This window comes from Streptomyces sp. NPDC042371 (genome assembly GCF_056437465.1).
In genome coordinates this window covers 400031-418121 of sequence record NZ_JBWKAP010000002.1, presented here as the reverse complement: position 1 = coordinate 418121, position 18091 = coordinate 400031, and the positions used below count along the sequence as shown (strand labels likewise).

Annotated in this window: 20 protein-coding genes; 16 read left to right on the top strand and 4 right to left on the bottom strand. The window is 69.6% G+C overall.

Going from position 1 to position 18091, the window contains the following annotated elements; all coding sequences use genetic code 11:
• The first annotated feature begins 11 nt into the window (after positions 1-11).
• The 11 genes from AC068B_RS07560 to AC068B_RS07510 all read left to right on the top strand — a co-directional run bounded on the left by AC068B_RS07560 (position 12) and on the right by AC068B_RS07510 (position 8990).
• Positions 12-1637, top strand: a complete 1626-nt coding sequence (locus tag AC068B_RS07560; protein ID WP_478669674.1) for a CpaE/TadZ family protein — start codon at positions 12-14, stop codon at positions 1635-1637.
• Between the two features lie 80 nt (positions 1638-1717).
• Positions 1718-2047 (top strand): TadE/TadG family type IV pilus assembly protein, encoded by a 330-nt coding sequence (locus AC068B_RS07555; RefSeq protein ID WP_356250821.1) that lies wholly within the window; start codon positions 1718-1720, stop codon positions 2045-2047.
• A 54-nt stretch (positions 2048-2101) separates the two neighbouring features.
• On the top strand, positions 2102-3439 hold the full coding sequence (locus AC068B_RS07550; RefSeq protein WP_478669672.1) for a CpaF family protein: 1338 nt from the start codon (positions 2102-2104) through the stop codon (positions 3437-3439).
• A complete protein-coding gene (locus tag AC068B_RS07545) occupies positions 3436-4383 on the top strand; it encodes a type II secretion system F family protein (protein WP_478669671.1) in 948 nt (315 codons plus the stop codon). Before AC068B_RS07550 ends, AC068B_RS07545 begins: the two co-directional genes overlap by 4 nt.
• A 12-nt stretch (positions 4384-4395) precedes the next feature.
• Complete coding sequence (locus tag AC068B_RS07540) at positions 4396-5286, top strand: DUF5936 domain-containing protein (RefSeq protein ID WP_478670285.1); 891 nt, start codon at positions 4396-4398, stop codon at positions 5284-5286.
• A gap of 266 nt (positions 5287-5552) precedes the next feature.
• Positions 5553-5756, top strand: coding sequence for a hypothetical protein (locus AC068B_RS07535; RefSeq protein WP_478670282.1), 204 nt, complete (start codon positions 5553-5555; stop codon positions 5754-5756).
• A 53-nt stretch (positions 5757-5809) separates the two neighbouring features.
• Entirely contained in the window at positions 5810-6361 is a 552-nt protein-coding gene (locus tag AC068B_RS07530) for a pilus assembly protein TadG-related protein (RefSeq protein ID WP_478669670.1), read from the top strand.
• A 30-nt stretch (positions 6362-6391) separates the two neighbouring features.
• A complete protein-coding gene (locus AC068B_RS07525) occupies positions 6392-6985 on the top strand; it encodes a hypothetical protein (protein ID WP_478669668.1) in 594 nt (197 codons plus the stop codon).
• 3 nt (positions 6986-6988) lie between these two features.
• Positions 6989-7666, top strand: coding sequence for an OmpA family protein (locus AC068B_RS07520; protein WP_478669667.1), 678 nt, complete (start codon positions 6989-6991; stop codon positions 7664-7666).
• A gap of 105 nt (positions 7667-7771) precedes the next feature.
• Positions 7772-8566, top strand: a complete 795-nt coding sequence (locus AC068B_RS07515; protein WP_478669666.1) for a class I SAM-dependent methyltransferase — start codon at positions 7772-7774, stop codon at positions 8564-8566.
• A gap of 40 nt (positions 8567-8606) precedes the next feature.
• On the top strand, positions 8607-8990 hold the full coding sequence (locus tag AC068B_RS07510) for a winged helix-turn-helix transcriptional regulator (RefSeq protein ID WP_478669664.1): 384 nt from the start codon (positions 8607-8609) through the stop codon (positions 8988-8990).
• A 220-nt stretch (positions 8991-9210) separates the two neighbouring features.
• On the opposite strand, the gene AC068B_RS07505 is transcribed toward AC068B_RS07510, so the two are convergent.
• Positions 9211-9588 carry a DUF192 domain-containing protein gene (locus tag AC068B_RS07505; protein WP_478670280.1) on the bottom strand — a complete coding sequence of 126 codons (378 nt, stop codon included), beginning with the start codon at positions 9586-9588 and terminating at the stop codon, positions 9211-9213.
• Positions 9589-9923: 335 nt separating this feature from the next.
• Between AC068B_RS07505 and AC068B_RS07500 the strand changes: the two genes are divergently transcribed.
• Positions 9924-10466 carry a hypothetical protein gene (locus AC068B_RS07500; protein WP_478669663.1) on the top strand — a complete coding sequence of 181 codons (543 nt, stop codon included), beginning with the start codon at positions 9924-9926 and terminating at the stop codon, positions 10464-10466.
• A 110-nt stretch (positions 10467-10576) separates the two neighbouring features.
• Here AC068B_RS07500 and mgrA read toward each other — a convergent pair whose 3' ends face one another.
• Positions 10577-11614, bottom strand: coding sequence for an L-glyceraldehyde 3-phosphate reductase (gene mgrA / locus AC068B_RS07495; protein WP_468556530.1), 1038 nt, complete (start codon positions 11612-11614; stop codon positions 10577-10579).
• Between the two features lie 129 nt (positions 11615-11743).
• Between mgrA and AC068B_RS07490 the strand changes: the two genes are divergently transcribed.
• From AC068B_RS07490 to AC068B_RS07475, 4 genes are all read left to right on the top strand, one after another.
• The gene (locus AC068B_RS07490) at positions 11744-12505 is read left to right on the top strand and encodes an isoprenyl transferase (RefSeq protein ID WP_468556532.1); all 762 of its coding nucleotides are present in this window, start codon (positions 11744-11746) and stop codon (positions 12503-12505) included.
• 332 nt (positions 12506-12837) lie between these two features.
• Positions 12838-14160 (top strand): PhoH family protein, encoded by a 1323-nt coding sequence (locus AC068B_RS07485; RefSeq protein ID WP_478669662.1) that lies wholly within the window; start codon positions 12838-12840, stop codon positions 14158-14160.
• 407 nt (positions 14161-14567) lie between these two features.
• Positions 14568-15290: an aggregation-promoting factor C-terminal-like domain-containing protein gene (locus AC068B_RS07480; protein WP_478669661.1), complete on the top strand. Its 723-nt coding sequence runs from the start codon at positions 14568-14570 to the stop codon at positions 15288-15290.
• Between the two features lie 136 nt (positions 15291-15426).
• Positions 15427-16860: an AI-2E family transporter gene (locus tag AC068B_RS07475; RefSeq protein ID WP_478669659.1), complete on the top strand. Its 1434-nt coding sequence runs from the start codon at positions 15427-15429 to the stop codon at positions 16858-16860.
• A 102-nt stretch (positions 16861-16962) separates the two neighbouring features.
• Here AC068B_RS07475 and AC068B_RS07470 read toward each other — a convergent pair whose 3' ends face one another.
• A complete protein-coding gene (locus tag AC068B_RS07470) occupies positions 16963-17496 on the bottom strand; it encodes an alkyl hydroperoxide reductase (protein ID WP_055568864.1) in 534 nt (177 codons plus the stop codon).
• 15 nt (positions 17497-17511) lie between these two features.
• Positions 17512-18066: a peroxiredoxin gene (locus AC068B_RS07465; RefSeq protein ID WP_164321132.1), complete on the bottom strand. Its 555-nt coding sequence runs from the start codon at positions 18064-18066 to the stop codon at positions 17512-17514.
• Between the last annotated feature and the right edge of the window lie 25 nt (positions 18067-18091).

Below are 18091 nucleotides of genomic sequence, written 5' to 3'. Positions count from 1 at the left end.
GAGGGCACCGTATGACCACTCGGATCCTCCCCGCCGTCGGCGACATCGACGCGGCCCGCGCACTGTCCACCCTCACCGGCCAGCTGCCCGACACCGAACCCGCGCTGCCCGTCGGCGACTCCACGGCGCTCCTCGACACCCTCGCGCGGCTCGCCGCCGAGTCCGTCGACGAACTGCCCGAGGTCGTCCTCGTCCACGAGCGCATCGGCCCCGTCCCCGCCCTCGACCTCATCCGCGATCTCGTCCTGCGCTTCCCCGCGGTCGGCGTCGTCCTGATCACCGCCGACACCAGCCCCGGGCTCCTCACCGCCGCCATGGACTCCGGCGCCCGCGGCATCGTCGGCCTCCCGCTCGCCTACGACGCCCTCGCCGAACGCGTCCAGGCAGCCGCCGCCTGGTCCACCGGGATGCGGCGGCACCTGGGCAGCGGAAACGGCGGCCTCGAGCTGTACGGGGGCGGCGGCGCCGGGCCCACCGGCGCGGGCACCGTCGTCACGGTCAGCGGCGCCAAGGGCGGCGTCGGCACGACCCTCACCGCCGTCCAGCTCGCCCTCGCCGCCCAGGCGTCGGGCCGCTCCGTCGCCCTCCTCGACCTCGACCTGCAGTCCGGGGACGTCGCCTCCTACCTCGACGTGCAGTTCCGCCGCTCCATCGCCGACCTGGCCGCCATCACCGACATCACGCCCCGCATCCTCCAGGACGCCGTCTACACCCACGAGACCGGCATCGGCCTGCTCCTCGCCCCCGCCGACGGGGAGCGCGGCGAAGAGATCACCGACCGCGTCGCCCGCCAGACCATCGGCGCCCTGCGCGCCCGCTACGACATCGTGATCGTCGACTGCGGCGCCTACGTCACCGCGGCGGGCGCCACCGCGGTCGAACTCGCCGACCAGGCGCTGCTGCTCGTCACCCCCGACGTCGTCGCCGTCCGCGCCGCCAAGCGCATGGTGCGCCTCTGGGACCGGCTGCAGATCCGCAAGGCCGAGGAGACCGTCACCGTCGTCAACCGGCACGGCAAGGGCGCCGAGATCCAGCCCGCCCTCGTCGAACGCGTCACCGGCACCAGGACGGCCCGCGGCACCGTGCCCGCCTGCTTCAAGGAGCTGCAGGCCGCGGTCGACGCGGGCCGCATGCAGGACCTCGACAGCCGCTCCTCCGTGAAGCAGGCCCTGTGGGGCCTCGCGGGCGAACTGGGCCTGGTCGACCCGGACGCGGCGGCCGCGGGCGGGAAGCGGGGCGGGCTCGCCCTGCGGAGGAAGGCGGCGAGCGGCGACCGGGGCGCGGTCACGCTCGAATTCGCCGGGATGTTCCCGCTGCTGCTCGTGGTCATGGCGATCCTCTGGCAGTGCGCGCTGTACGGCTACACGTACTCCCTCGCGGGAAACGCGGCGGACGAGGCGGCCAGGGCGGCCACCGCGGCCTATGCGGCGGGCGAGGGAGCGGCGGGGGCCTGCTCGGATGCCGCCCAGAAGCACCTGCCCGGCGCGTGGCAGGACGCGGCGGTGGCCTGCACGGACGAGGGCGCGGTGTGGAAGGCCCACGTCTCGGTGGACGTACCGGTGTTCTTCCCGGGCTTCGACGCGGGATGGCACGTGGACGGGGAGGCGGGGGCGGCCAAGGAAGGGGAGGACGGGTGAGCCGGTCACGGATACGAGGTGGTCCTCGTCGCAGTCACCGTCATCGTCGCCGTCGCCGCTGGGGCGACCAGGGCGTCTCCATGCTGGAGTTCGCCGGGTTCCTGCCGATCCTGCTGCTCATCGGCCTCGCCACGATCCAGCTCGGCCTGGTCGGCTACGCGGCCAACCAGGCGGGCTCCGGCGCCCGTGCGGCGGCCCGCGCGGCCTCGCAGGGCGACTCCGGCGAGGCCGCGGGCAGCGCCGCCATGGACAGCGGCCTCACCGCGTTCGTCGGCGTCAGCAAGGGCGGCGCCACGACGACAGCGACCGTGGAGGTGCAGGTCCCGACGCTGCTGCCCTTCGTGGACACGGACTGGAGCGTGACCAAGGAGGCCACGATGCCGAACGACGACGCGGCGGACACCGACTGACCCGACTGCCCCGCCCACGATCCCTCGTACCCCCGAAGGAGGTTGAAGGACGACATGAGTCTGCGCGACCGCGTGGCCCCGACCCACCAGACCGAGCCGAGCCGCGACGACGGCCTCGTCGCCGTCTATCGCTCCAAGCTCCTGGAGGAGATCGACCTCGCCGAGATGTCGTCGCTCACGGCCGCGGACCGCCGCGTCCGCCTGGAGCGCGTCCTCGGCCACATCATCAGCCGCGAAGGCCCCGTCCTCTCCACCTCCGAGCGCGCCCAGCTGATCCGCCGCGTCGTCGACGAGGCCCTCGGACTCGGCGTGCTGGAACCGCTCCTCGCCGACACCTCCATCACGGAGATCATGGTCAACGGCCCCGACTCGATCTTCGTGGAGCGCGCGGGCCGCGTCGAACAGCTCCCCCTCCGGTTCGCCTCGAACGACCAGCTGATGCAGACGATCGAACGCATCGTCTCCACCGTCAACCGCCGCGTCGACGAGTCGAACCCCATGGTCGACGCCCGTCTGCCCACCGGCGAGCGCGTCAACGTGATCATCCCGCCGCTCGCCCTGACCGGCGCCACCCTCACGATCCGCCGCTTCCCGCGCGCCTACACGCTCCCCGAACTCATCGGCCTCGGCTCCCTCGACGAGCACATGCTGATGCTGCTCTCCGCGTTCGTGCGCGCCCGCTTCAACCTCATCGTCAGCGGCGGTACGGGCACCGGCAAGACGACCCTGCTCAATGCGCTCTCCGGCCTGATCCCGGCCCACGAACGCATCATCACCATCGAGGACTCGGCGGAGCTCCAGCTCCAGCAGGACCACGTGATCCGCCTCGAATCCCGGCCGCCCAACGTCGAGGGCAAGGGCCAGATCACCATCCGCGACCTGGTCAGGAACTCCCTGCGCATGCGCCCCGACCGCATCATCGTCGGCGAGGTCCGCGGCGGTGAGACGCTCGACATGCTCCAGGCCATGTCCACGGGCCACGACGGCTCGCTCGCCACCGTCCACGCGAACACGGCGGAGGACGCCCTGATGCGCCTGCAGACCCTCGGCTCCATGTCAGAGGTCCAGATCCCCTTCGAGGCACTGAAGGACCAGATCAACTCGGCCGTCGACGTCGTCATCCAGCTCGCCAGGCACGGCGACGGCTCCCGCAAGGTCGCCGAGATCGTGCTGCTCGTCTCCCACGGCCGCCAGCACTTCCGCATCGTGCCGGTCTCCCGCTTCGTGCCGCGCCCGCTCGGCGCCGACCGCGTCGTGCACGGCTACTTCGAGCATCTGCCGCTGCCGCGCGAGATCGCCGACAAGCTGTACGTCGCGAACGAACCGGTGCCTCCGGCGTTCGGCGTGGCGGAGGCCATCGACGTCATGAACACGAGGGAAGCGATCGGATGAACAACCCCGCCCTCCTCGCCCTGGGCGCCACCATCCTGACGGGCACGCTCGCGGTCGCGGGCGTCCACACGTACGCGTCCGGCCGCGCCCAGCGCCAGGCCCTGGTGGACCGCCTCGCGCTCGGCCCCGGCACGGGGGACGGCGGCCCGCCCGCCCACTCCCGCCGCTTCGCCGCCGTCGACCGCCGTCTGCGCCGCACCCGCCTGGGCCGGGCGATCCACCTGCGCCTGTCCGCGACGGGACTCGACCTCACGGCGGGGGAGTTCTTCACCTACGTCGTCGCGGTCGTCGCGGGCCTCTGGCTGGTCGCGGCCGCGACCCTCGCCCCCTTCTTCGGCCCGATCGCGGGCGGCGTCGCCGTGTGGGGCGCGGCGGCCTTCCTCAACTGGCAGCGCCAGAAGCGCATCGAGGCGTTCATCAACCAACTCCCCGACGTGGCCCGCATCCTGGCCAACGCGACGGCGGCGGGCCTGGCCCTGCGTACGTCGCTCGCGATGGCGGCGGAGGAACTGGAAGCCCCCGCAGGCGAGGAACTGTCCCACGTGGCCGACCAGTTGACCCTGGGCCGCTCCATCGACGACACCCTCGGCGAACTGGCCGAACGCCTCCCGTCCCGCGAACTGATAGTCCTCGTCACGACCCTCGTCCTGTCCAACAAGGCGGGCGGCACGGTGGTCAACTCCCTGCGCAACCTCACCCAGACCCTGGAGGACAGGAAGGAGACCCGGCGCGAGGTCCGCACGATGCTGTCGGAGGTCCACGCCACGGCCTTCACGGTCCCGCTGCTCGGCCTCGGCTCCCTGCTCCTCATCAACTCCTCGAACGAGGGGGCGCTGGAGCGGGTGACGGGTTCACCGCTGGGCCAGACGCTGATCCTGATCTCGCTGGGCCTGTACGGCGTCGGATTCTTCGTGATCCGCCGCCTGGGCAAGATCGAAGTCTAGGAGGGAGTGACCGTGCTGAGTCTGCTCCTCGCGGCCGCGATGGGCCTGGCCGTGGCCGGGGTCTGTCAGGGCATCCGCATGTACCGCGCGGACGCGAAGCTGCCCTCCGACCTGGCCGTGGCCCTGGAGGTCGGCGCGACCCGAGTCTCGGTGGCGGGCTCCGCGGTGGACCGCCTCGGCATGCGCTTCGCGCCCGTGGTCCTGCGCCTGATGGGCCCGAAACGCGTCGACGCCAAGCGCCGCAGGATCGACATGGCGGGCAACCCGGGCGGCCTGACGATAGACCGCTACGCGGCACGGCGGGCGGTCTACGGCGTCTTCGGCCTCGTCCTCGGCCTCGTCTTCCTCACCAACGGCTCCCCGCTCTTCGGCCTGCTCACCCTCGCCTTCGGGGCGGTCGCGGCGGACGCGCTGATCTGGCAGGCGATCCGTGAACGCCGCGAGGTCATCGACCGCACGCTGCCCGACTTCCTCGACGTCCTCGCGGTCGTCGTCTCCGCGGGCCTCGGCTTCCGCCAGGCACTGGACCGGGTCGCGGAGCGGTACGCGGGCCCGTGGGCGGACGAACTCCGCATCACCCTGCGCCAGATGGACATGGGAGTCAGCCGCCGCCAGGCCTTCGACGACCTGCGCCGCCGCAACGCGTCCGAGCAGGTCGCCCAGTTCGTCTCCGCGCTCCAGCAGGGCGAGGAGCTGGGCTCCCCGATCGCGGACACGCTGATCCAGCTCGCCACGGACATGCGCCGCACGGACGCGCAGAACTCCCGCCGCAGGGCGGCGAAGACGATCCCCAAGGCCACGATGGTGACCCTGGTCTTCATGCTCCCGGCCACGATGATCCTCATCGCCGCCGGTATGTTCCTCGGCTCCGGATCCGACTTCGGCTCGATTCTGGGCCGTTGAGAAGAACGACTTCGCGAAAGCTCTTCGCGGATGCAACTCGATGTGGGACAGTCAGGGCTGAGTTCACGGTTCGCGTGAGGGGACTTCGTGCATGGTGATCTCAACGAGGGGGAAGAGAACCCGCCAACTTGCGGTTCGGGCACCCCTGATACCGCTTGCGTTGCGCAGAGTTGCTGCCGATGCACGCCGTGTGGCGTACGTTGCCTCTGACCACAAAGGGCGCGGTATCGGGTGGGAGAGAAGGGGCCGTCGTGCTGAAGGAACGCGTGCTCAGAGTCTGGGTCGACTGGACGGTCTCCGTGACGTCCCGGGTCCGGGGGAAGGACCGGGATGCGGGGGCGGGGTTTGTGGAGTATGCGGGGCTGATGATTCTTATTGCGGGGATCTTCACGCTGATCGACCAGCTCGGACTGGACGGCGTGATCTCCAGCGCCATCGGGGACGCGGTCGACGACGTTGTCGGCGGCTGACAGCCGAATGCCTGAAGAGTGACCGAGGGCAGACTCTTCCCATCTACATCTGGTTGACGGGCATTCTGCTCTTCGTCGCGTTCGCCTTCTTTGCCTTCGCCCAGGCCGCTTCCGCGCGCAACGGCGCTCAATCAGCCGCTGACGCAGCCGCATTGGCTGCCGCGCAGGATGCCAGGGACGAACTCATGGACGGGTTGGAACTGTCCATAGGTAAGGATGACGGCTGGCTGGACTGGCTCACGGGTGACAAGTTCACCGGCGTGAGTGCTCGGGATGCCGCGGATGCCCTGGCCGCCGAGAACGACTCGACCGTTATCGGCTTCGGGCCTGATCAGGTAAACGGCTTCCCGGGCTTCTGGGCGAAGATCGAGACCGCGTACACCGTCGGCGACTCGATCATCCCGGGCACCGAGTCGAAGCACGCGAAGGCCGAAGCCACGGCCGTCATCAGACCTCGCTGTGACATCCCTGATTCGGCCGATCCGGCAAAGCCCGTGGAGCTCACGTGTGATGGCGGCGAATCCTTCGAGATCGATCCGGACGACTTCGAACTGGGGGACCTCCCCGATGCGTCCGCTCTCTTCTCCGTGCATTTGGCCGACTGACAAGCGATCGACAAGAGGGGAGCCGTAGCGATGGAGATTCGGCGTACCGCGACGACCCGCAGGGCAATGACCGCTGTGGCGATCACGACTGGGCTGGTCCTCACGGTCGTCGGCTGCGGCGGTGGGGGAGATGACGATAAGCCCGCAAAGGCCGGGCGTTCGTCATCAGCGGAGAAGGACCGTGGAGATGAAGAAGCGGAGAAGGGCGGATCCCCCTCGACCGATGAAGTGTTGGCGGAGACCAAGGACGGCGATGTCGGCGTAAGGATCACTTCGGCTTCCCGGGACGGGGGAGGCTTCGTCACTGTCTCGGGAACGGTGACGAACAACGGCAGTCAGTCCTGGATGGGCGCCAACTGGGCCAGTGACGAACGGGAGCTGCGTTCCAACGGAGGGTCCCTGTCAGGTGCCGCTCTCGTGGATACCGAGGGCAAGAAGAAGTACCTCGTCCTCAGGGATACATCTGGCCGTTGCCTGTGTACCAAGTTCAACGGACGCGTGAAGCAGGGAGAGACGGCAAGCTGGTTCGCCCAGTTCCCCGCCCCACCGGAAGGAACGGACAAGGTCACCTTCCAGGTTGGCTCGATGCCCCCCGCCCCCATCGAGATCTCCGAGGGCGAGTGACCCATGACCCGCCACCTCCGCCTCGCGGGCGCCGCCACCCTCACGACCCTGGTCCTCTTCGCGCCCCCGGCCCTCGCCGACGACGACCCCTCCGCCCCACCCGGCAGCACCACCACCTCCCCACCCCCCGAAGTCGACTCCAACAGCCCGGGGCTCAAGCTTGCCGACGGGGCGACCCTCGCGCCCGCGAAGGTGCTGGACATCAAGTCCGTCGTCGAGGACCTCGGCGGCGAGGAGCGGCGCGAGGACACCAACACCGACGTGAAGTTCGCGCTGCAGGCGGAGGTCCTGTTCCCCAAGGACAGCTCGAAGCTGAACCCGGAGGCGAACGCCCGGATCCAGGCCATCGCGGAGGAGGCCGAGAACCAGAAGGCCACGGACGTCAGGGTGTTCGGCTTCACGGACAGCCTCGGCTCCTACAGCCACGGCAAGAAACTCTCCCGCGAACGCGCGGAAGCCGTGCACGACAAGCTGGCGAGCTACCTCGGCCCGGACGTCACGTTCTCCGTGCGCGGCTACAGCGAGGACTACCCGATCGCGGACAACGGCTCCGAGGAGGGCCGCAAGAAGAACCGCCGCGTCGAGGTCTCGTTCCCACGCGGAGCGGCAGGCACCCCGGACACCCCGGACGCCTCGGATACCGCGGACGCCCCGGACACGGGGGCCGGTGACTCGCTCTGAGAAGGGCGGGACCGGCGAGCGTCTGCGCCCCCGCAGACAGCCCGCACCGCCCCCCTCGGCGAAACTCAGATGTGCCCCACGCACCCCCAATGTCACGATTGCCCCATGAACAGCAACACGGGCCAGGCCCCCCGCACCTTCGAAGACCTCGTATCCGAAGCCGAGGCCGCGCCCACCGAAGGGTGGGACTTCTCCTGGTTCGAGGGCCGGGCCACCGAGGCACGGCCCACCTGGCGGTACGCCGAGGCCATGGCGGGCCGTCTCGCCGCCGCCTCCGCGAGCCTCGACATCCAGACCGGCGGCGGCGAAGTGCTGGCCTCCGCCGCCACGCTGCCCCCGCTCGCCGTCGCCACGGAAGGCTGGCCCGCGAACGTCGCGAAGGCCACCGCCCTGCTGCATCCGCGCGGCGTCGCGGTCGTCGCGTCGCCGGAGGACGCGCCGCTGCCGTTCGCCGACGGCGCGTTCGACCTGGTCACGAGCCGCCACCCGGTCAAGGCCCACTTCGACGAGATCGCCCGCGTGCTGCGCCCCGGCGGTTCGTACTTCGCCCAGCACGTCGGGCCCGCCAGCGTCTTCGAGGTCGTCGAGTACTTCCTCGGACCGCAGCCGGACGACGTCAGGAACGCCCGGCACCCGCAGCAGGAGCGCGCCGAGGCCGAGGCGGCGGGCCTCGAAGTGGCGGACCTCGAGGTGGAGCGGCTGCGGATCGAGTTCCACGACGTCGGCGCGGTCGTCCACTTCCTCCGCAAGGTGGTGTGGATGGTGCCGGGCTTCACCGTGGAGGCGTACCGGCCGCGGCTGCGCGAGCTGCACGACCGGATCCAGGCGGAAGGCCCCTTCGTGGCCCACAGCACACGGCACCTGTTCGACCTCCGCAAGCCGGTAGTGTCGAACACGTGAGTGATCGGGGAAGTGGCCCTGCGGGTTGGGGGAGTTGACCGTGCCCAAGGATAGAGAGCCGTACGCCTGCGGGCTGGAAGCCGCGGTGGACGTCGTCGGCGGCAAGTGGAAGCCGATGATCCTCTGGGCGCTGCACGCGGACACGACCCTGCGCTTCGGCGAGCTCAGGCGGCACATCGTCGGTGTCAGCGAGAAGGTGCTGAGCCAGCAGCTGCGGGAGCTGGAGTCCGACGGCGTCGTGCACCGCGAGGTCCATCGCGAGGTGCCGCCGAAGGTCGAGTACTCGCTGACCGCCCTCGGCGAGTCCCTCAATACGGCCCTGATGCCCCTGGGGCTGTGGGGGGACCAGCACATGCAACAGGTGATGGCGAACAAGGCCGCAGCCGACGGCGGGCCCGACGGCAAAGCCGATAGCGCCGCTTAACTCTTCAATCAGGGTGTGACGGTCGAAGCGGGCTCATGCCTCGTACCGCGACATACGCGGGACATAACCCTCGAAACTGAATCCACGATTCCGCATCGTTATCAATACTGGCTCGTTTCGCCTCCGGGCGTCACGTAAGTTCAGACCAAGGCTAATTCGCGTGAGCAAATCGCGCGTGCGGTGCCGCGCGGTGGAGGGGGCCGCGCGGCACCGCGAGCCGTCACTCCGCACCCCTCCCGGTGTCGCCCACGACGATCCGCGCACCCCGGCGCACGCCCCACCGGGCCATCGCCCCGGCCTCCGCCTCGATCACGTGCCTGGCCCGCAATCGCGGCAGCCCGAGGCGCCCGGGACGCATCGTCCGGACGGACAGCACGCGCCACCCGCGGTCGAGATGCGCCACATCAATGGCGAACCGCATCCGCACGGTGTGCACGCCGCGCGCCGGAGTCAGCAGAAGCGCCCCCGACACGCCCGTGCGCCCGAGCAGTCCCCTCCGTCGCGCCCGCGCCGAGTCCGCGATCTCCAGAGGGATGGCCGCCGGGGTCTCCGAGGGGAGTGTCGGCCCGGAGGCCGGCGGGGGAGCGGACACCGTCATCGTCGCCATGCCCGCGAAGTTAGCGGCCCGGCAGCCCGGGACGTCAAGCACGCGTCCCCGGAGGGGTCCCTCTTGGGGGTTACCGACTCGCCCGGCCGAAAAACGCCCTCGAACCCGTAATTCCGCCGGTAGAACGGGATCGCGCAGTCGTCGGCCGGTCTCGGAGAGTAGTTGTCGGGCGCCAATGCACCCAGCAGCACTTACGAAGGGTTATGGTGGAAACCCCCCCTCGGGCCGGTCCGTCTCCCCCCCACGGACCGGCCCGATTTTTTGTGCCACGGGCGCGAAGGATCCGGACGTCACCGGAAGATCGACATCCGGTTATCGTCAGGGACATGTCGAACCAATTCCCCCCGCCCTCCGCTCCCCAGCCCGGCCAGCCGCCGCACCCCGGCTCCCAGCCCGGCCAGCCGCCCCAGCCCGGCCTCCCCACGTACAACGGTCCCGCCCAGGACCCCGCATCCGCATATGGGCAGGGCTACGGACAGGCCTATGGCTACGGGCAGGGCCCGATGGGTCCGCCGCGGATGCCCGGCGTCGTCCGCGCCGCGCAGATCGTCATCTGGGTGCTCGCCGGTCTCACCGTCCTCGGCAGCATCCTCCTGATAGCCATCTCCAACCCGGAGACCGCGGGCGCCGCGCTCGGCGTGAACATCTGCCTCCTGGTCGCGGCCGGCATGGCCTTCCGCTTCGGCACCGCGGGCCACGGCATCCGCGTCACGTGCATCGTCCTGATGAGCGTGCAGATCCTCTTCGGGCTCGGCGGCGCGGCCTCGGGCAACCCGGGCGGCCTGCTGCCGCTGCTCGGCGCCATCGCCACGGTGATCCTGCTCTCGCAGAGCGCCGCGGGCGCGTGGTTCAAGCGCCCGCGCGTCTGACGGAGCGCGAAGCATCCGGGCGGCGCGCGACAGGCCCGGACATCCGGACAGCGAAGAGCCCCGGGCCGGAACACATCCGGCCCGGGGCTCTCTCGCGTCGGCCCGCCGGGTCAGCCCCGCCCGGCCCAGATGTTGGTGCCGGGCGTCGACACCGCGAACGTGTCGATCGCGGACAGCTCGGCGTCCGTCAGCTTCGGGCCCGCGAGCGCCGCCACGTTCTCCTCAAGCTGTTTGACGCTGGAGGCGCCGATCAGCGCGGAGGTCATCCGCTCGTCGCGGAGCACCCAGTTGAGCGCGAGCTGGGCCAGGGACTGGCCGCGGTCCGCCGCGATGTCGTTCAGGCCGTTGAGGCGGCGTACGACCTCGTCGCTCAGGAGCCCCGGGTCGAGGGACTTGCCCTGCGTCGCGCGCGAGCCCTCCGGAATGCCCTTCAGGTACTTGTTCGTGAGCAGGCCCTGGGCGAGCGGCACGAAGGAGATGCAGCCCATACCGGCCGCCTCCAGGGTGTCGAGCAGCCCGTCGTCCTCGGTCCAGCGGTTGATCATCGAGTACGACGGCTGGTGGATGAGCGCGGGAACGCCCATCTCCCGCAGCAGGCGGGCCGCTTCGGCGGTCTGCTCGCTGTTGTACGACGACACGCCTACGTAGAGCGCCTTGCCCTGCCGCACGGCGGAGGCGAGGGCACCCATCGTCTCCTCGAGCGGGGTGTCCGGGTCGAAGCGGTGGGAGTAGAAGATGTCTACGTAGTCGAGACCCATCCGCTCCAGGGAGGCGTCGAGCGACGAGAGCAGGTACTTGCGGCTGCCCCACTCGCCGTACGGGCCGGGGTGCATGAGGTAGCCCGCCTTGGTCGAGATGACCAGCTCGTCGCGGTGGGCGGCGAAGTCCTGGGCGAAGAGCTTGCCGAAGTTGAGCTCCGCCGAGCCGGGCGGGGGACCGTAGTTGTTCGCCAGGTCGAAGTGGGTGACGCCCAGGTCGAAGGCGCGGCGCAGGATCGCGCGCTGCGTGTCGAGAGCCTTGTCGTCGCCGAAGTTGTGCCAGAGACCGAGCGAGACGGCGGGCAGCTTCAGGCCGCTGCGGCCCGTACGCCGGTACTCCATCGAGTCGTACCGGTCCTGTGCCGCGCGATACATAGACGTGTCGTTCATGGGTACGAAGCTACTTCAGCAGCCTAGCCCCCGACTGTGGAGGGACGCTTGAGCGGCGGTAGGGTGTCGCCCTCGGGGTTGCTCTGGGCGCACCCCTTGAGGATCGCCATCTGCTGGAGGCTGACACACGTGAACCTGCGCGACCTGGTGTACGGACTTTACGCACGCCGGGTGGAAGGCCGCCTCGACCACGACCAGGTGCCCAAGCACATCGGGGTCATCCTCGACGGCAACCGCCGCTGGGCGAAGGCCGCGGGCGGGACCACCGCAGAGGGCCACCAGGCGGGCGCACACAAGATCGAGGAGTTCCTCGGCTGGTGCGCCGAGACGGATGTCGAAGTCGTCACACTGTGGATGCTCTCGACCGACAACTTCGACCGGCCCGAGGACGAGATGAAGCCGCTCCTCGGCATCATCGAGGCCACCGTCCGCTCGCTCGTCGCCGACGGCCGCTGGCGCGTGCACCACGTCGGCGCGCTCGACCTGCTGCCCGCCCACACCCAGATGGTGATGAAGGAAGCGGAAGAGGCGACCCGCACCAACACCGGAATACTGGTCAACGTCGCCGTCGGCTACGGAGGCCGCCAGGAGATCGCCGACGCGGTCCGCTCACTGCTCCTGGAGCGGGCGGAGAACGGCGTCAGCCTGGAGGAGGTCGCGGAGAACGTCGACATCGACCAGATCTCCAAGCACCTCTATACCAGCGGCCAGCCGGACCCCGATCTGGTGATCCGAACGAGTGGTGAGCAGCGTCTCTCCGGATTCATGCTCTGGCAGTCCGCTCACTCCGAGTACTACTTCTGCGAAGTCTTCTGGCCGGCCTTCCGAAAGGTCGATTTCCTGCGTGCGCTGCGTGATTACGCGGCCCGCCACCGCCGTTACGGGGGATGACTCCACAGCGCCCCTGAGGTCGGGGCAACCCAGAGTTAACCAACGCGTCGTCATATGCCCTGGCATGGCTGCGCATGTTCGAGGGAATACCCCTTCCAGGTCGACGTCCGAGCAGTATCCGACAGGGACGTCGTATCTCAGCGGGCGGCATGAGCCGTCCGCCCGGGAGGCCCTTTGCACCAGGACGACCGTGTGAGCAGCGCGGGCGACGTGGAGGGCCGGTGCTCGGCCCGCGCATCGCGGCCCGCGACCGGTCCGGTTCACGCCCGCCGGATCGTCCCCGGTATCCCTCCCGTCGCTCCCCGACCTCATCCGAGGGGGTACGTCCTTCCGTGGTGACCAGCACAAAGCGCCGCATGCCCGACAGGCGCACCTACGTTCTCGACACCAGCGTCCTGCTGGCCGACCCGAACGCCCTGACCCGCTTCGACGAGCACGAAGTCGTGCTGCCGGTCGTCGTGGTGACGGAGTTGGAGGCCAAGCGGCACCATCCGGAGCTCGGCTACTTCGCCCGGCAGGCCCTGCGCCTGCTGGACGACTTCCGCATCCGGCACGGCCGCCTGGACGCCCCGATCCCCATCGGGGACCTGGGCGGCTCGCTGCGCGTCGAGCTCAACCACTCCGATCCCGGCGTGCTCCCGGCCGGCTACCGGTTGGGGGACAACGACTCACGGATTCTCGCCGTAGCACGCAATCTCCAGGCGGAGGGGTACGACGTCACGGTCGTGTCCAAGGACCTGCCGCTCAGAATCAAGGCGTCGTCGGTCGGTCTCCTCGCCGAGGAGTACCGGGCGGAGCTCGCCATCACGGACTCCGGCTGGACCGGAATGTCCGAACTGACCCTCTCCGGTGAGCAGGTCGACCTCCTCTTCGAGGAAGACACGCTGTACGTCCCGGAGGCCGCGGAGCTGCCGGTCCACACCGGCCTCACCATCCAGTCGGAGCGTGGCAAGGCCCTCGGCCGCGTCACGGCCGAGGGCAACGTCCGGCTCGTGCGCGGCGACCGGGAGGCCTTCGGGCTGAAGGGGCGGAGCGCGGAGCAGCGGGTCGCGCTCGATCTGCTCCTCGACCCGGACGTCGGCATCGTCTCGATGGGCGGCCGCGCGGGCACCGGCAAGTCGGCGCTGGCGCTCTGCGCGGGCCTGGAGGCCGTCCTGGAGCGCAGGCAGCACAAGAAGGTGATGGTCTTCCGGCCGCTGTACGCGGTGGGCGGGCAGGAGCTCGGCTATCTGCCCGGCACCGAGGCCGAGAAGATGGGCCCTTGGGCGCAGGCGGTCTTCGACACGCTCGGCTCGGTGGCGGGCAAGGAGGTCATCGAGGAGGTCACCGCGCGCGGGATGCTCGAAGTGCTCCCGCTCACCCACATCCGCGGGCGCTCGCTGCACGACGCGTTCGTGATCGTGGACGAGGCGCAATCCCTGGAGCGGAACGTCCTGTTGACCGTTCTGTCCCGAATCGGGGCGAACTCCCGGGTCGTACTGACCCATGACGTGGCCCAGCGCGACAACCTCCGCGTGGGGCGGTACGACGGGGTGGTCGCCGTCGTCGAGAAGCTGAAGGGGCATCCGCTCTTCGCGCACGTCACGCTCACGCGCTCGGAGCGGTCGCAGATCGCGGCCCTGGTGACCGAAATGCTGGAGGACGGTCACATCTGAGGTAGTTCAGGGCAGTTGCACCACACGAGACGCCGTCCGGCAAAGCGAAGGAGCCTAGCCGGGCGGCGTCTTGCTGCACCCCTGTTTCCGAAAAACTCCTGGGGCAAACGAGGTGTGAGCTTTCCCACGCAACGGAGAATTGCCTTGCGGTGTCGAGCTGGGGCAGAGTCTGGGTCCTGTCAGGCCCCGCATGCGACACACGTGTACCCCCAGCGGTACGACAACTCGAGCACCACAGAACTTCATAGTGACCGTCGCATGCCGCCCGAGCACCACGCGGCGCTCCCACCACGGGAGTTGTCCACCGGGTCCGTGCCTCCCGTGACCGATCAACAGCGGAGGCCAGCGCCAGGGGCACGATTGCGTCCGCGAGGTCACCTATGCGGGCGATGCTGGAAGGAAACCGTGTGAGCCGGATTTCGGTCCGGGGATTCGCCGTGGCTTCTGCCACCGCGGTCACCACCGTCGGCGCTGTCGTGGGTGTTGCCTCGGGCGACACCCAGCCCTCGAACACGAACGACCTCGAGGCAGCGGCAAGCGACGCGACGCTCCTCGCAGACATACCCGCGGGCCAGCAGGCCCAGGTCCAGACCGCGTCCCTGACGCAGCAGGCCGACGCGCAGGCCATGGCCGCCGACACCGCCGCGAAGAAGACCGCCGCGGAGGAGGCCCGCAAGCAGGCCGCCGCCTCGGCGATCGAGAAGCAGCAGGCCGCGGAGAAGGCCGAGGCCGCGCAGAAGGCCGCGGACAAGAAGGAGCGTGAGGAGAAGAAGGCCGAGACCAAGGCCAGCCGCTCCTCCAGCCGCGACGCCTCCAGCTTCGCGCCCCAGGGCTCTTACACGGTCTCTCAGGTCCAGGCGATGGCACGGCAGATGATCCCCGGGGATCAGTTCCAGTGCTTCAGCAACATCGTCAACCACGAGTCCACGTGGAACTACAAGGCGACGAACGCCTCTTCGGGTGCCTACGGCCTCGTCCAGGCGCTGCCCGGTTCCAAGATGGCCTCGGCCGGTTCCGACTGGCAGACCAACCCGGCCACACAGATCAAGTGGGGCCTCAACTACATGAACGACCGCTACGGAAGCCCGTGCGGAGCCTGGAGCTTCTGGCAGGCGAACAGCTGGTACTAGGCCGCATTCCGGCCGTACCGCGCTCAACCTTGCGAGGCCCCTCACCGTCATACGGTGAGGGGCCTCGCCCGTGTACGGTCGGTCCGGACAGCTCCAGGGGGGAGTGGTGGGGAAAGACGGGGGTAAGGGACGGATCATGTCGCGAGTGCCAGGGTGGCTCGGCCGGCTCGGCGCCGGACTGAGTGGATTGGGCGAGCGGTTGGACGAGCGCCGCGACAAGCAGGACCGGGCGGATGCCGACGAACCGCGGGCCGGATTGCGCGTACGGACGCGTGCCGACGACGACGGGCTCGACGAGTCCTTCGCCGAGGACGGGCGCGAAGGCGCGGGGGAGCACGAGCACGTGCCGCCGCCGCCCGCGTACGCGCCCGATGTGGCGGCCAGGCCCGACCCCGTGAACGCCGTGCCGTGGGGCATGCGCGTCGCGGCCGAGGCAGGCTGGCGGCTGCTCGTCCTCGCGGGCACCCTCTGGGTGCTGATGAAGGTCATCAGCGCGGTGCAGCTGGTGGTGCTCGCCTTCGTGGCGGCCCTGCTGATCACCGCGATGCTGCAGCCCACCGTGTCGCGGCTCAAGAAGCTCGGACTGCCACGGGGTCTGGCGACCGCGGTCACCGCGATCCTCGGCTTCGTCATCATGGGCCTGGTCGGCTGGTTCGTGGTGTGGCAGGTCATGGACAACGTCGACGAACTGTCGCGGCAGGTCCAGGACGGCATCGAGGATCTGCGCAAGTGGCTGCTCAACAGCCCCTTCCACGTGACCGAGGACCAGATCAACGACATCGCCAAGAGCCTGCGCGACGCGGTCGGCGCCAACACGGAGGAGCTCACCTCCGCGGGCCTCGAAGGCGTCACGGTCATCGTCGAGGCGATGACCGGCATCCTGCTCGCGATGTTCTCGACGCTCTTCCTGCTCTACGACGGCAAGCGCATCTGGCAGTGGACGCTGAAGCTGGTGCCCGCCGAGGCGCGGCCGGGCATCGCGGGCGCGGGCCCCAGGGCCTGGCGCACGCTCACCGCGTACGTCCGCGGGACGGTGATAGTGGCTCTGATCGACGCCATCTTCATCGGGCTCGGCATCTACTTCCTCGGTGTGCCGATGGCCGTACCGCTCGCCGTGTTCATCTTCCTGTTCGCGTTCATCCCGCTGGTCGGCGCCGTCGTCTCGGGCGCGCTCGCGGTGGTCGTCGCGCTGGTCACGCAGGGCGTGTTCACGGCGGTGATGGCGCTGGCCGTGGTGCTCGCGGTGCAGCAGATCGAGGGCCACATCCTGCAGCCGTTCATCCTCGGGCGTGCGGTGCGGGTGCACCCGCTGGCCGTGGTGCTCTCGGTGGCGGCGGGCGGCCTCGTGGCCGGGATCGGCGGTGCGGTGGTCGCCGTTCCGCTGGTGGCCGTCACGAACACGGTCGTCGGATATCTGCGGGCGTACTCCCGTGAGGCCGCGCTGAAGCAGGCGCCGCAGCCGCGGGGCGCCACGGCGGTGGACGCGTCGCCGGTCGATGCGTCGCCGGTGGATGCGGCGTCCGCGGATGCGGCGTCTTCGGATACGGCGCCTGCGGAGCAGCCGAAGTAAGCAGGTCCCACCAACGCGAAACGCCGGGCGGGCTGGAGGTATCCAGCCCGCCCGGCGTTTGCGGACGAACCCGGCGGAGCCGGTGATCGACGGTGCGGAGAACTACTCCGCGAGGTGTGCCTCGGAGTCCAGCGTGACGCCGACGGCCTGGATGACCGCAGCGATCTTGAAGGCCTCCTGGATCGTCTCGCGGTCGACACCGGCCTTGCGCAGGACCTGCTCGTGCGAGTCCAGGCACTGGCCGCAGCCGTTGATGGCGGAGACCGCGAGGGACCAGAGCTCGAAGTCGACCTTCTCGACGCCCGGGTTGCCGATGACGTTCATCCGCAGACCGGCGCGCATCGTCCCGTACTCCGGGTCGGAGAGCAGGTGGCGCGTGCGGTAGAAGACGTTGTTCATCGCCATGACGGCGGCGGCCGACTTGGCGGCCGTGTACGCCTCGGGGGAGAGGTTCGCCTTCGCCTCGGGCTCCAGCTCGCGCAGCACCTTGGGGGAGCGGGACGCGATGGCGCAGGCCAGCACGGTGCCCCACAGCTGCTGCTGCGGCAGGTCGCTGTTGCCGATGACCGAACCGAGGTTCAGCTTCAGGTCCTTGGCGTAGTCCGGTACGGCGGACTTCAGTTCGTCGAGTGCCATGTCAGAAGGCTCCGTTCACTCGCCGGAGAGCAGCGCGACCGGGTCGAGGGTCTCGTCGCCCTTGCTCCAGTTGCAGGGGCAGAGCTCGTCGGTCTGCAGGGCGTCGAGGACCCGGAGGACCTCCTTGGGGTTACGGCCCACGGAACCGGCGGTCACCATCGTGAACTGGATCTCGTTGTTCTGGTCGACGATGAAGACGGCGCGCTGCGCGAAGCCGTCCTCGCCCTCGATGCCGAGGTCACGCATGAGCTCGTGCTTCGAGTCGGCCAGCATCGGGAAGGGCAGGTCGGTCAGGTCCGGGTGGTCCTTGCGCCAGGCGTGGTGCACGAACTCGGAGTCACCGGAGAAGCCGAGGACCTGGGCGTCACGGTCGGCGAACTCGTCGTTCAGCTTGCCGAACGCCGCGATCTCGGTCGGGCACACGAAGGTGAAGTCCTTGGGCCACGCGAAGACGATCTTCCACTTGCCCTCGTAGGTCTTGTGGTTGATCTGCTCGAACTCCTTGCCGGTCTCCAGGGAGACACAGGCAGTGAGGTCGAACTCGGGGAACTTGTCACCGACAGTGAGCACACGTACTCCTTGCAGCAAAGAAAAT

Excerpts from the sequence above, each read along its gene's own strand:
- AC068B_RS07500 (WP_478669663.1), top strand. The coding sequence starts at position 9,924 with ATGTCGAACCAATTCCCCCCGCCCTCCGCTCCCCAGCCCGGCCAGCCG.
- AC068B_RS07470 (WP_055568864.1), bottom strand. The coding sequence starts at position 17,496 with ATGGCACTCGACGAACTGAAGTCCGCCGTACCGGACTACGCCAAGGAC.
- mgrA (WP_468556530.1), bottom strand. The coding sequence starts at position 11,614 with ATGAACGACACGTCTATGTATCGCGCGGCACAGGACCGGTACGACTCG.
- AC068B_RS07545 (WP_478669671.1), top strand. The coding sequence starts at position 3,436 with ATGAACAACCCCGCCCTCCTCGCCCTGGGCGCCACCATCCTGACGGGC.
- AC068B_RS07550 (WP_478669672.1), top strand. The coding sequence starts at position 2,102 with ATGAGTCTGCGCGACCGCGTGGCCCCGACCCACCAGACCGAGCCGAGC.
- AC068B_RS07520 (WP_478669667.1), top strand. The coding sequence starts at position 6,989 with ATGACCCGCCACCTCCGCCTCGCGGGCGCCGCCACCCTCACGACCCTG.
- AC068B_RS07475 (WP_478669659.1), top strand. The coding sequence starts at position 15,427 with ATGTCGCGAGTGCCAGGGTGGCTCGGCCGGCTCGGCGCCGGACTGAGT.
- AC068B_RS07515 (WP_478669666.1), top strand. The coding sequence starts at position 7,772 with ATGAACAGCAACACGGGCCAGGCCCCCCGCACCTTCGAAGACCTCGTA.
- AC068B_RS07555 (WP_356250821.1), top strand. The coding sequence starts at position 1,718 with ATGCTGGAGTTCGCCGGGTTCCTGCCGATCCTGCTGCTCATCGGCCTC.
- AC068B_RS07560 (WP_478669674.1), top strand. The coding sequence starts at position 12 with ATGACCACTCGGATCCTCCCCGCCGTCGGCGACATCGACGCGGCCCGC.
- AC068B_RS07505 (WP_478670280.1), bottom strand. The coding sequence starts at position 9,588 with ATGACGGTGTCCGCTCCCCCGCCGGCCTCCGGGCCGACACTCCCCTCG.
- AC068B_RS07525 (WP_478669668.1), top strand. The coding sequence starts at position 6,392 with ATGGAGATTCGGCGTACCGCGACGACCCGCAGGGCAATGACCGCTGTG.